At 67.5% G+C, this 12,403-nt stretch carries 9 protein-coding genes; 2 read left to right on the top strand and 7 right to left on the bottom strand.

Annotated features, from left to right (window positions below; all coding sequences use genetic code 11):
* Positions 1-51: 51 nt before the first annotated feature.
* On the top strand, positions 52-600 hold the full coding sequence (locus ABE85_RS00150; RefSeq protein ID WP_067269012.1) for an NUDIX hydrolase: 549 nt from the start codon (positions 52-54) through the stop codon (positions 598-600).
* Here the strand turns inward: ABE85_RS00150 and ABE85_RS00145 are convergent, their stop codons facing one another.
* From ABE85_RS00145 to ABE85_RS00135, 3 genes are all read right to left on the bottom strand, one after another.
* Positions 601-864 carry a hypothetical protein gene (locus ABE85_RS00145; RefSeq protein WP_067269010.1) on the bottom strand — a complete coding sequence of 88 codons (264 nt, stop codon included), beginning with the start codon at positions 862-864 and terminating at the stop codon, positions 601-603. It lies immediately after the preceding gene.
* A gap of 111 nt (positions 865-975) precedes the next feature.
* Positions 976-2,904, bottom strand: coding sequence for an EAL domain-containing protein (locus tag ABE85_RS00140; protein WP_067269008.1), 1,929 nt, complete (start codon positions 2,902-2,904; stop codon positions 976-978).
* Positions 2,905-2,926: 22 nt separating this feature from the next.
* The gene (locus ABE85_RS00135) at positions 2,927-3,622 is read right to left on the bottom strand and encodes a transglutaminase-like cysteine peptidase (RefSeq protein WP_082938168.1); all 696 of its coding nucleotides are present in this window, start codon (positions 3,620-3,622) and stop codon (positions 2,927-2,929) included.
* Positions 3,623-3,770: 148 nt separating this feature from the next.
* Between ABE85_RS00135 and ABE85_RS28180 the strand changes: the two genes are divergently transcribed.
* Positions 3,771-4,637, top strand: a complete 867-nt coding sequence (locus tag ABE85_RS28180; protein WP_067269006.1) for an HDOD domain-containing protein — start codon at positions 3,771-3,773, stop codon at positions 4,635-4,637.
* Positions 4,638-4,757: 120 nt separating this feature from the next.
* Here ABE85_RS28180 and ABE85_RS00125 read toward each other — a convergent pair whose 3' ends face one another.
* The 4 genes from ABE85_RS00125 to aceE all read right to left on the bottom strand — a co-directional run bounded on the left by ABE85_RS00125 (position 4,758) and on the right by aceE (position 12,031).
* Positions 4,758-5,642 (bottom strand): delta(1)-pyrroline-2-carboxylate reductase family protein, encoded by an 885-nt coding sequence (locus ABE85_RS00125; RefSeq protein ID WP_067269004.1) that lies wholly within the window; start codon positions 5,640-5,642, stop codon positions 4,758-4,760.
* Between the two features lie 71 nt (positions 5,643-5,713).
* Complete coding sequence (lpdA, locus tag ABE85_RS00120; protein WP_067269002.1) at positions 5,714-7,549, bottom strand: dihydrolipoyl dehydrogenase; 1,836 nt, start codon at positions 7,547-7,549, stop codon at positions 5,714-5,716.
* Between the two features lie 15 nt (positions 7,550-7,564).
* Positions 7,565-9,277, bottom strand: a complete 1,713-nt coding sequence (gene aceF / locus ABE85_RS00115; protein ID WP_067269000.1) for a dihydrolipoyllysine-residue acetyltransferase — start codon at positions 9,275-9,277, stop codon at positions 7,565-7,567.
* 24 nt (positions 9,278-9,301) lie between these two features.
* A complete protein-coding gene (gene aceE / locus ABE85_RS00110; RefSeq protein WP_067268998.1) occupies positions 9,302-12,031 on the bottom strand; it encodes a pyruvate dehydrogenase (acetyl-transferring), homodimeric type in 2,730 nt (909 codons plus the stop codon).
* Positions 12,032-12,403 lie beyond the last annotated feature (372 nt).

Genomic DNA, 12,403 nt, shown 5'->3' with positions numbered 1-12,403 from the left:
GCCGGCGATGATGCCACGGGGTCGGCAATGGAGGCCGGTACACTGCGGGCCATGTTCCAAGCGCGGCGCTACCAGCATTGCCCCACCTGCGGCGGCCAGATCGAATACCGCATCCCGGCCGATGACAACCGGGAACGCGCGACCTGCACCGTGTGCGGCGCGATCCATTACGAGAACCCTTTGAACGTCGTCGGCACGCTGCCGGTGTGGGGTGATCAGGTGCTGCTGTGCAGGCGCGCGATCGAGCCGCGGCTGGGCAAGTGGACGCTGCCGGCGGGCTTCATGGAACTGGGCGAGACGCTGGCCGAAGGCGCGGCGCGCGAGACGGTCGAAGAAGCCGGCGCGCAGATCGAACTGCAGAACCTGTACTGCGTGATGAACGTGGTCCGCGTCGGGCAGGTCCACACCTTCTACCGCGCGAAGCTGCTGAGCCCCGACTTCGATCCAGGTCCGGAAACCCTCGAAGCCCAGTTGTTCCTCGAGCACGAGATCCCGTGGGACGAGATCGCCTTCCACACGATCCGCGAAGCGCTGCAGCGCTTCTTCGAGGACCGCCGCAGCGGCAACGGGTATCCGTTGCATACGGCGGATATCGACTGATCACTGCAGGGTGCGGTGACGGGCATCTTCAATCAACTCGTCGAAGACCTCATCCATCTGTGATTCGGTCAGGACGCGACCTTCGCGGATGTCGTCGTAAGCCTCGCCGATGGCTTCGCGCAGTTCTTGCTCGTAGGGCGTGAGCGCCGACACATCGGCAACCGGCAAGCGGAAGTCGGGGAAGGCTGGGCATCGAACCTGCGCCGACGACATCGGCGCGGATGTTTCCAGGTTCGCGGTCAGGGGGTTTGGCGCGCGCTTCATCGGGTACCTCTCTCCATCAAACACCAAGTGGAAAGGCGCGGATTCTGCGAGGTCCAAAACGCTTTGCAAGAGTGCTTGACGGAGGTCAAGCGATTCACCGACTTCGATGAGTCAGGGCTTGATGTCCTGCGCCGACGCCCACGGTCCGGTGATGCCGTCGAGTTCGCTATCCCACAGCGCCTGTGCGTCGAGCGCATCGGTGACGCCTTCCGCATAGACCTTCAGAGAGAGACTGCGCAGCATGACCACCAGGCTGCGCACGAAGGCCGCGCGTCCCACGTCCGCCGACACGCCGCTGACCACCGAGCTGTCGAGCTTCACGTAGTCCAGTCCGGCCTGGAAAAGTCGATCGATTTGAGCCAGTCCGGCTCCCGCGTGTTCGAGGCCGAGCTGGACACCCAGCGGACGCAGTTGACGACCGAGTTCCTGCAGCGCTTCGAAGTGCTGCACCGCTGCCGGCTCGGCCAGTTCCAGGCCGATCTGGCGCCGCACCGCGGCGGGCGTGGCCTGCACCAGTTCGCGTGCGCGGGCGATGAAGCTGCCGTCGTTCAGCGACGCTGGGGCGACGTTGACGCAGCGCATGCGGCCGTCGCGCTGCGTGGCCTGCAGCGCCAGCGCGAGCGCCTGCAGGTCCGCCTCGGCGCTCAGGCGATGGCGCAATGCGAGCGGCAACCAGCGCGCGGCCGGCTCGAATTCGCCGACCGGGTTGAGCTTCAGCTGCAGCGGGCATTCCAGATGCAAGACCTGACGCTCGCGTCCGATCAGCGGGAACTCCAGCAGCCGGCTGCGTTGATGCGCCAGCGCGTCCGAGATCAGCGCGCGCCAGGCGCGCTCGCCCTGCGCGACCTCCTCCGACGGCGGGGCCTCGCGCAGTTCGAGCACGACGCCCTCGCCCTGCTCGGCCTTGGCCAGCGCCGCGTCCGCCGCAGCGAACCACGCGCTCATCGGCTGGTCCCGCATCAGCTCGACCGCGCCCAGCGCGACACCGACGCCTGAACCCAGGTTCTGCAGTCCGGCCCGCAACGCGTCGGCCAGCGCCTGCGCGGTATCGCCCACCACGTTAGGCGCGGGCAGCCACAGCGCGAAGTCCGAGCCGTTGAGCCGTCCCGCGAGGCAGCCCCGCACCTGCTCCGGATACACCCGCAGCGCCTGCGCGATCGCCATCAGCGCCTGGTCCGTCGCGCCGTGTCCGAGTCGCTGGTTCAGGCCCGGCAGATCCCTCAGGCGCACCAGCACCAGGCCTGCGCGCAGCGGGCCGTCATCGCGCTCCAGCGCCGAGTTCAGCTCCGCGACGAACTGCCGCCGGTGCGACAGCCCCGTCAATTCATCGCACAGCAGTTGGTGATGCAAGGTGCGCAGCTGTTCGGCCTGGGCCTCGAACATCTGCCGCGTGCGCAGCACCATCGTGTTCATCGCGCTCGTCAGCTTGCGCATCTCGGGCACGCGCGGCTCCAGCACGGTCTCGAATCGACCTTGCGAGACACCCTCAGCCTGCCGCACCGCCGTGTCCAGCGGCCGGCGCAGCCGGGACAGCACCGCCGCCGCCGCCACGCCCGTCGCCAGGCCCACCGCGAGCAGCCACAGCGCCGTGCTGAGCGTGGCGCGCCACAGCGCCTCGTGCACATAGCCGGTCTGGCCGCGCAGCTCGATCTCGCCGGCGGCCTTCCAGCCGTCCGACACCTTGGCCACGCCCGGCGCCACGTCCAGCGGCAGCAGCGAGACGAACCATCGCGGCGCATGCGACACCTGCGGCGTCTCCAGATGGCGCTCGAAGACCTGTGCGCCGCTGCCGTCGCGCCAGCGCACGCTCTCGTACGCGCCCGCGTCGAACTGCGCCGAGATCAGCAGCGACATCAGCTCCGCATCGCCCTTCTGCTGCGACAGCGCCAGCGCGAGCGAATTCGCGTTGTCGGCGTTCTTCAGCTGAGCCTGCGTCTGCAGCAGCTCGCGCAGCGACCAGGTGCTCACCGCCACGCCGCCCAACGCCGAGGCCAGCACCGCGCCCAGGACCAGCCACCAGATTTGTCTTATCAGGGACATGTCTTGAATTCTCCGTCGCCCATCAGAAGCCCTCCGCCTTCGCCTTCGCCAGCAGGTCGCGCCACAGCGACAGCCGGACCAGCGGATTGCCCGCCGTCGTCGCGCCGACGCCGCTCCACAAGCCTTCGCCGTTGAAGCTGAACACCGGGGTCAGGTCGGGCCGCAGCGATGCGGGCCGGATCTCCGGATTGATATTGTCCAGAATCAAGGGGTCCGCCTCCGGCTGCGCATAGTAGGCCAGGACCATGTGCGCCTGAGGCCGGCCCTGGAACTGCGCCCGCACGTACACCATCCGCAACTTGGCCTGCGGCACGCCCGCGCTCAGCAGGCTCATGTACTTGGCGATCGCGTAGTCCTCGCAATCGCCCGCGCCCTTGTCCAGCAGCTCCAGCGGCGTGGCCCAGTAGTCGACCTGACCCCAGACCTCGATGTCGTCCTTGAACGCTACCCGCTGGTTGAAGAAGCTGTTGACCGCCGTCAGCCGGTCGCGCTCCTCGGGCATCGCCGCCGCGCGATCGGCCATCTGGATCATGGCCTTGACCGAGGCCTGCGTCTTGGGCGAGAGCCTGGCCGCGGACTCGGTGAGCTTGTCCTTGTCCCAGCCGAAGGCCAGTGCGGACCACAGGCCCGCCACGCACACCAGCACCGCCAACGCCCGTTGCGCCGGCCGGATTGTCCGGCCTGCGCGTGACGCTGTACGAGTGACGAAACGTGACATGCGCTGCAATGTATCTGCCCCGGCGCGCTCCGACGGGCGAAGTGCGACATGCGATGCGTCCCCGGGGACGCCCCTTCGGACAAGCGGCAATTTGCCGCACCCCTTTCACGCCCCGGGTCGGGGCGCGCCGGGATAATCCGGCGCTCACATGAAGACCCAAGCCATCCGTCAGGAACTCGATCAGGCCCGTGCCAACGGCCCGCTGCGCCAGATCCAGATTCCCCCCTGCCCCGAGCTGCTGCAGCGCCTGCGCGCCGCGATGGCGCTGCCGCAACCCGACCTCAACGAAGTCGGCCGCGTCGCCGCCGCCGACGTGGCCATGTCCGCGACGCTGCTGCGCGTGGCCAACAGTCCGTTGCATCTGGTGGCAGGCCACGTGCCCTGCACGACGGTCGGCCAGGCGATGTACCGCCTGGGCCTGGATGAGAGTGTCGCGCTGATGCAGGCCTTCCTGGTCCGTCACGCGATCCCCGTCAACAGCCCGCACCTGCTGCGCTTCTGGCAGCGCTCGACCAAGCGCTCGGTGGCGATGGGATTCATCGCCGGGCAGTTGCCGGGCATGCGCGTCGATCTGGCGCAGAGCTACGGTCTGTTCTGCCATGTCGGCATGCCGGTGCTGCTGCAGAGCGTGCGCGGCTACGGCGCGACGATGGTCGAAGCCGGCGCGCGCATCGACCGCCCCTTCATCGCGACGGAGAACGCCAACCACCGCACCGACCACGCCGTCGTCGGCGCGCTGGTGATCAAGGTCTGGCACCTGGCGCCGGAGCTGATGACGGCCATCCGGCTGCATCACGACTTCGAGGCGCTGAAGGACGAGAGCATCGAGCCGGAAATCCGTTCGCTGATCGCCGCGGGCCTGATCGCCGAACACCTGATGCGCCAGCATGAGGGGCTGGACGAGGATGCGGACTGGGCCGCCAACCGCGAGGCGGCGCTGGCTTGGCTGCATCTGTCGGAGGATGAGCTCGAGCAGTGGGACGACGCGCTGCGGCCGCTGCTGGACGAGGCCTGAGATCGGCTTGCGGGGCCAGGGGGCCGGCCCTCATACGTGTCACATGTTCCACAAATCGGGCCGGCCCCCTGGCCCCGCAAGCCTCCAGCTCGTGGTGGGCGTCGGGGTGGCGTGCGACGGTCAGGCGGCGCGTACGGCCACACGGGCAGCAGCCAGGTCCCAACGCGCGCAACCGACGCTCTTGAACAACCGCGTGCGGCCGTCGTCGACAGGTCGCTGACCCAGCACGAGATCGTCGAGCGCATCCTGCGGCTCAAAGCGTCCGGCCGCCATCAGGTCACCCGCTTCGGCCTGCGCGCCGACCGGGTCGTCGACCCAGATCTGCGCCCCACGGACCAACTCCTGCGGTAGCTCCACCATGTCGTCGCGGAACGCGCCGACACCGATCACCACCGCACCTTCACCGACGCCAGGACGCAGCACCGGCACACGGCTGGTCGTCGCGCACACGATGACGTCCCAGTCGTGACGCGTCTGGGATTCAGCCGGGAGCGGCTCGACGCCGAGCTCCTCGACAAAACCTGGCACCGTCTGATGGCCTTGCACGTGGATGGTCGCCTGCGGATGCAGCGCCTGGAGCGCCTCCACGTGGGCTCGCGCCTGCACGCCGCCACCGACCACCAGGGCGCGTCGAGGCGCCTTGCGGATCAGGTGTTGCAGCGCCAGCATGCTGACGGCGGCCGTGCGGCGCGCCGTCAGCGCGGGACCGTCGAGCACGGCCAGACGTTGACCAGTGCGACTGTCCAGCACGACGACCTCGCCCGCGATCGTCGGCAGGCCGAGCGCCGCGTTGAGCGGATGCACGCTGACGAGCTTGGTGATCGACAGCGTGTCGCTCAGACAGGGCATCACCAGCAGCACGCCGTCCTGACGCAGCGGCAGCACCTGCCGCGGCGGGCAGGTGAGCCGGCCGTCGCGGTGCTCGCGGCAGACCAGCGCGATCTCCTCCATCAGGGGAGACCACGGCAGCGCGCGCGAGGTGGCGGCGGCGTCGAGAACCAGCATCCGGTCGCGAGTTCCGTGGATGGCCTGAGCTGCTTGGGCGGCTTGAGCGGCGTGGATGGCGCGGCCCGCGCTTACTTGCGCGGCGGCGGCAGGTCGGTGCACGAGCCGTGCGCGACTTCCGCGGCCATGCCGATCGACTCGCCCAGGGTCGGATGCGGGTGGATCGTCTTGCCGATGTCGACCGCGTCCGCGCCCATCTCGATGGCCAGCGCGATCTCTCCGATCATGTCGCCCGCATGCGTGCCGACGATGCCGCCGCCGATGATGCGGTGGGTCTCCTCGTCGACGATCAGCTTGGTGAAGCCCTCGTCGCGGCCGTTGGCGATCGCGCGCCCCGACGCCGTCCACGGGAACAGCCCCTTCTTGATCTTGAGGCCGCGCGCCTTGGCTTCGTCCTCGGTCACGCCGACCCAGGCCACTTCCGGATCGGTGTAGGCCACGCTCGGGATCACGCGCGCATCGAAGCGCGACTTGGCCAGCGACTCGTCGCCGAGCAGCTCGCCGGCGATGACTTCCGCCGCCACGTGACCCTCATGCACCGCCTTGTGCGCCAGCATCGGCTGGCCGACGATGTCGCCGATGGCGAAGATGTTGGACACGTTGGTGCGCATCTGCACGTCGACCGGGATGAAGCCGCGATCGCTCACGACCACACCGGCCTTGCCCGCGCCGATCTTCTTGCCGTTGGGCGAACGGCCCACCGCCTGCAGCACCAGGTCGTAGACCTGAGGTTCCTTCGGGGCGCCCTCGCCTTCGAAGGTCACCTTGATGCCTTCGGGTGTGGCCTCGGCCGCGACCGTCTTCGTGTTCAACATGATGTTGTCGAAGCGCGGCGCGTTCATCTTCTGCCAGACCTTGACCAGGTCGCGATCCGCGCCGGTCATCAGCGTGGGCAGCATTTCCACGACGTCCAGGCGCGCGCCCAGCGTCGAGTAGACCGTACCCATTTCCAGGCCGATGATGCCGCCGCCGACGATCAGCATGCGCTTGGGCTGGCTGGTCAGTTCGAGCGCGCCGGTCGAGTCGATCACGCGCGGGTCGTTCGGCATGAAGGGCAGACGCACCGCCTGCGAGCCCGCGGCGATGATGATCTTGCGGAACTTCAGCGTCTGGGTCTTGCCGGTGCGCTCCTGGGCCTCGCCGCTGGTCTCCTCGACCGAGAGGTGGTTGGCGTCCAGCAGCGTGCCGTAGCCGCGCACGACGGTGACCTTGCGCATCTTGGCCATCATCGTCAGGCCGCCCGTGAGCTTGCCGACGACCTTGGACTTGTGCGCGGCCAGCTTGGGCAGCTCGACCTTGGGTGCGGCGAACTCGACGCCCAGGTCGGCGAAGTGCTTGACCTCGTCCATCACCGCCGCGACGTGCAGCAGCGCCTTCGACGGAATGCAGCCGACGTTCAGGCAGACGCCACCCAGCGTGGCGTAGCGCTCGACGATCGCGACCTTGAGACCCAGGTCCGCCGCGCGGAACGCGGCCGAATAACCGCCGGGGCCGCTGCCGAGCACGATCACGTCGTACTCGCCTTCGGCCGGGCCGGTGTAGGTCGAGGCTTGTGGTGCGGGAGCAGCCGGAGCCGCAGCGGGCGCGGCTGCGGGTGCAGCCGGCGCGGGTGCCGGGGCCGATGCGGCCGGAGCCGGTGCTGCGGCCGCAGGCGCCGGCGCGGCCGCCGCGTCGCTTTCCAGCACGACCAGCAGGTCGCCCTGGTTGAGCTTGTCGCCCAGCTTGACCTTGAGCTCCTTGACCACGCCGGCGACGGAGGACGGGATCTCCATCGAGGCCTTGTCGGACTCGACGGTCACCAGGCTCTGCTCGACCTTCACGGTGTCGCCGACCTTGACCAGGACTTCGATGATCGCGACGTCCTTGAAGTCCCCGATGTCGGGAACCTTGACTTCAACTTGTGCCATGTCCGGTGCTTCCGATCAGAGGACGATGCGACGGAAGTCCGCCAACAGCGACGCGAAGTACACGTTGAAGCGGGCCGCGGACGCGCCGTCGATGACGCGGTGGTCCCAGCTCAGCGACAGCGGCAGGATCAGGCGCGGCTGGAACTGCTTGCCGTCCCACACGGGCTGCGTCGAGGACTTGCACACGCCCATGATCGCGACTTCCGGCGCGTTGATGATCGGCGTGAAGTAGGTGCCGCCTATGCCGCCCAGGGACGAGATCGAGAAGCAGCCGCCGGTCATGTCGGCCGGGCCGAGCTTGCCGTCACGGGCCTTCTTGGCCAGCTCCGACATCTCCTGGCTGATCTGGAAGATGCCCTTCTTGTCGCAATCGCGGATCACCGGCACGACCAGGCCGTTCGGCGTATCCGCGGCGAAGCCGATGTGGAAGTAGTTCTTCAGCACCAGCGTGTCGCCGTCCAGGGACGCGTTGAACTCGGGGAACTTCTTCAGCGCCGCGACGGTCGCCTTGATCATGAAGGCGAGCATCGTGACCTTGATGCCGGACTTCTCGTTCTCCTTGTTCAGCTGGACGCGGAAGGCTTCCAGCTCGGTGATGTCCGCGTCGTCGTGGTTGGTGACGTGTGGGATCGTGACCCAGTTGCGATGCAAGTTGGCGCCGCTGATCTTCTTGATGCGCGACAGGTCCTTGCGCTCGACCGGACCGAACTTCTCGAAGTCGACCTTGGGCCATGGCAGCAGGCCCGGGAAAGCGCCACCGGCAGCAGCGCCACCGGCGGGAGCCGCAGCCTTCTGCGCGACGGTCTGCGCCGTGCCGGCCATGACGGCCTTGACGAAGCCCTGGACGTCGGATTCGGTGATGCGGCCCTTGGCGCCGGAGCCCTTGACCTCGTCGAGCGGCACACCCAGTTCGCGGGCGATCTTGCGGATGCTCGGCGACGCATGCGGCAGCTTGCCAGTGGCCTTGGTCGGCTCATGCGGCGGCAGCGCGGCGGTCGGGATCTGACGATCCGCCGGCGCTGCAGCCGGAGCGGATGCAGGTGCGCTCGCGGCGGCCGGAGCCGGCGCGGCAGCGGCTTGTGCCGGAGCAGGCGCGGCAGCAGCCGGCGCCGGTGCGGCAGCACCGCCCGCCGCTTCGATAACGGCGATCTTCGAGCCCTTGGCGACCTTGTCGCCGAGCTTGACCAGCAGTTCCTTGATCACGCCGCCGTGCGACGACGGGATCTCCATCGAGGCCTTGTCGCTCTCGACGGTGATCAGGCTCTGTTCCTGCTTGACCGTATCGCCGACCTTGACCAGGACCTCGATCACCGCGACTTCGTCGAAGTCGCCGATGTCGGGAACGATGATGTCGACCGGACCACCCGATGCCGCGGGAGCGGCAGCAGGCGCGGCGGCCGGAGCCGCTGCGGGCGCAGCCTGCGGCGCGGGCGCCGGAGCAGCAGCCGCCGGAGCGGGCGCAGCGGCGGCGGGCGCAGGAGCGCCGGCGGCATCGCTCTCGAGCACGACGATCAGGTCACCCTGATTGATCGTGTCGCCGATCTTGACCTTCACTTCCTTGACGACGCCCGCCACGGAGGACGGGATCTCCATCGAGGCCTTGTCGGACTCGACGGTGACGAGGCTCTGCTCCACTTTCACCGTGTCGCCGGGCTTGACCAGCAACTCGATGATCGCGACGTCCTTGAAGTCCCCGATGTCGGGAACCTTGACTTCCACCAATGCCATTTGTGTTGTCTCCGAGTCCGACGCTTAGGCGTACAGCGGGTTGATCTTGTCGACGTTGATGCCGTATTTCTTGAGGGCTTCCGCGACCTTGGCCTGCGGGATCTTGCCCTCGTCGGCCAGGCTCTTCAGCGCGGCCACGACGATGTAGTGGCGGTTGATCTCGAAGTGCTCACGCAGCTTGGAACGGAAGTCGCTGCGACCGAAGCCGTCGGTGCCCAGGACCTTGTACGAACGGCCGGCCGGGATGAAGGCGCGGATCTGCTCCGCGTAGTTCTTCATGTAGTCGGTCGACGCGATCACCGGACCCTGCACCTTGCTCAGCTGCTGCGTCACGTAGGGCACGCAGGCCAGTTCGGTCGGGTGCAGCAGGTTCCAGCGGTCGGCGTTCTGGCCGTCGCGGGCCAGTTCGTTGAAGCTGGGGCAGGACCAGACGTTGGCACCGACGCCCCAGTCCGATTCCAGCAGCTTCTTGGCGGCCTGGCTCTCGCGCAGGATGGTGCCCGAGCCCAGCAGGTTCACCGTCAGCGGCTGCGCGCCCTGCGGCTGCACGGCCTCTTCCAGCAGGTACATGCCCTTGAGGATCTGCTCCTCGGTGCCGGCCTTCAGGCCCGGCATCGGGTAGTTCTCGTTGAGCAGCGTCAGATAGAAGTACACGTTCTCCTGGTTCTCGACCATGCGCTTCAGGCCGGAGTGCAGGATGACGGCGACTTCATGCGCGAAGGTCGGGTCGTAGCTGATGCAGTTCGGGATGGTGCCGGCCAGGATGTGGCTGTGGCCGTCCTCGTGCTGCAGGCCTTCGCCGTTCAGCGTCGTGCGTCCCGAGGTGCCGCCCAGCAGGAAGCCGCGCGCCTGCATGTCGCCCGCCGCCCAGGCCAGGTCGCCGATGCGCTGGAAGCCGAACATCGAGTAGTAGACGTAGAACGGGATCATCACGCGGTTGTTCGTCGAGTACGACGTCGCCGCGGCGATCCAGCTGGCCATGCCGCCCGCTTCGTTGATGCCTTCCTGCAGGATCTGGCCGGCCTTGTCCTCGCGGTAGTACATGACCTGGTCCTTGTCGACCGGCGTGTAGTTCTGACCCGCGGGGTTGTAGATGCCGATCTGGCGGAACAGGCCTTCCATGCCGAAGGTGCGCGCCTCGTCGACCAGGATGGGCACGGTGCGCGGCCCCAGTTCCTTGTCGCGCAGCAGCGTCGTCAGGAAGCGGACGTAGGCCTGGGTCGTCGAGATCTCGCGGCCTTCGGCGGTCGGGTCCAGCACGGCCTGGAAGGTCGCCAGGTCGGGCACCTTCAGGCCTTCCTCGGCCTGCGGACGGCGCTTGGGCAGGTAGCCGCCCAACGTCTTGCGACGCTCGTGCAGGTACTGCATCTCCGGCGTGTCGTCGGCCGGCTTGTAGAACGGGATCTTGGACAGTTCGCTGTCCGGGATGGGGATGTTGAAGCGGTCGCGGAAGGCCTTGATGTCCTCGTCCTGCAGCTTCTTGGTCTGGTGCGCGGTGTTCTTGCCTTCACCGATCTTGCCCATGCCGTAACCCTTGACGGTCTTGATCAGCATAACGGTCGGCTGGCCGACGGTGTTCACCGCCTTGTGATACGCCGCGTAGACCTTCTGCGGGTCGTGGCCGCCGCGGTTCAGGCGCCAGATGTCCTCGTCGGACATGTTCTCGACCATCTTCAGCAGCTCGGGATGCTTGCCGAAGAAATGCTTGCGCACGAACGCGCCGTCGTTGGCCTTGTAGGCCTGGTAGTCGCCGTCCAGCGTCTCCATCATGACCTTGCGCAGCAGCTCCTGCTTGTCGCGGGCCAGCAGCGGATCCCAGTACGAGCCCCAGATCAGCTTGATGACGTTCCAGCCGGAACCGCGGAACTCGCCTTCGAGCTCCTGGATGATCTTGCCGTTGCCGCGCACCGGGCCGTCCAGGCGCTGCAGGTTGCAGTTGACGACGAAGATCAGGTTGTCCAGCTTCTCGCGCGCGGCCAGGCCGATCGCGCCCAGGCTTTCCGGCTCGTCCATCTCGCCGTCGCCCAGGAAGACCCAGACCTTGCGCTTGGAGGTGTCGGCGATGCCGCGGGCGTGCAGGTACTTCAGGAAACGCGCCTGGTAGATGGCCATCAGCGGGCCCAGGCCCATGGACACCGTCGGGAACTGCCAGAACGAGGGCATCAGCTTCGGATGCGGGTAGCTCGACAGACCGACGCCGTCGACTTCCTGGCGGAAGTTGTTCAGCTGGTCCTCGGTGATGCGGCCTTCCAGGAAGGCGCGGGCGTAGATGCCGGGCGCGCTGTGGCCCTGGATGTACAGCAGGTCGCCGCCGTGCACGCCGCCTTCGCCCGTGTCGTCGCCGTGCCAGAAGTGGTTGAAGCCGCAGCCCAGCATGGTCGCCAGCGAGGCGAAGCTGGAGATGTGGCCGCCCAGGTCGCCGCCGTCTTCCGGATGCAGGCGGTTCGCGCGCACCACCATCGCCATGGCGTTCCAGCGCATGAAGGCGCGCAGGCGCTCTTCCATCTCGATGTTGCCGGGGAAGCGTTCTTCCTGGTCGACCGGGATGGTGTTGACGTAGGCCGTGGTGGCCGAGAAGGGCACGTCGATGCCGGCCTGACGCGCGTGGTCGATCAGGGTCTCGAGCAGGAAGTGGGCACGATCGCCGCCTTCCTCACCGATGACGGCGGACAGGGCGTCCAGCCATTCCTTGGTTTCGAGGGCGTCGGTGTCATTGGCGGATGCGCCGAGGAACGACTGGGGCTGCGCGGACATGTCTTTGTCTCCTTGTCTCAATCACGGCCTTCTGGTGGGCGTCTGGCGGGCTTGTTGCTGGCGTGAGGCTCTCGGATCGAACGGGTCACTGTGCCCGAACTTGCGAGAACCGTCATGCGCGCACCGTCATGCCGACGCACGTGGCAAACACGCGGCAAACCCCACCGGAAGGGCTATGGCGGCGGAGTGTCGCACAAGCCTTTCATTTTCCAAATAGCGCGATGCGTTTCCATATCGTGAAATGCAATAGCCTGTGAAGGCTTGGTTTCGTGACGGATGTCTTTCACGATGCGATCCGGGAATGCCCGGATCGGGAATGCCCCGGGGCCGCCCGGGCCGGGTGGGGCTGAACGGGCCGGGATAATCGCGCCC

This window comes from Mitsuaria sp. 7 (genome assembly GCF_001653795.1).
Lineage (GTDB): Bacteria > Pseudomonadota > Gammaproteobacteria > Burkholderiales > Burkholderiaceae_C > Roseateles.
This window is presented reverse-complemented; position numbering and strand designations above follow the sequence as displayed.

Excerpts from the sequence above, each read along its gene's own strand:
- ABE85_RS00150 (WP_067269012.1), top strand. The coding sequence starts at position 52 with ATGTTCCAAGCGCGGCGCTACCAGCATTGCCCCACCTGCGGCGGCCAG.
- ABE85_RS00145 (WP_067269010.1), bottom strand. The coding sequence starts at position 864 with ATGAAGCGCGCGCCAAACCCCCTGACCGCGAACCTGGAAACATCCGCG.
- ABE85_RS00140 (WP_067269008.1), bottom strand. The coding sequence starts at position 2,904 with ATGTCCCTGATAAGACAAATCTGGTGGCTGGTCCTGGGCGCGGTGCTG.
- ABE85_RS00135 (WP_082938168.1), bottom strand. The coding sequence starts at position 3,622 with ATGTCACGTTTCGTCACTCGTACAGCGTCACGCGCAGGCCGGACAATC.
- ABE85_RS28180 (WP_067269006.1), top strand. The coding sequence starts at position 3,771 with ATGAAGACCCAAGCCATCCGTCAGGAACTCGATCAGGCCCGTGCCAAC.
- ABE85_RS00125 (WP_067269004.1), bottom strand. The coding sequence starts at position 5,642 with ATGCTGGTTCTCGACGCCGCCGCCACCTCGCGCGCGCTGCCGTGGTCT.
- lpdA (WP_067269002.1), bottom strand. The coding sequence starts at position 7,549 with ATGGCACAAGTTGAAGTCAAGGTTCCCGACATCGGGGACTTCAAGGAC.
- aceF (WP_067269000.1), bottom strand. The coding sequence starts at position 9,277 with ATGGCATTGGTGGAAGTCAAGGTTCCCGACATCGGGGACTTCAAGGAC.
- aceE (WP_067268998.1), bottom strand. The coding sequence starts at position 12,031 with ATGTCCGCGCAGCCCCAGTCGTTCCTCGGCGCATCCGCCAATGACACC.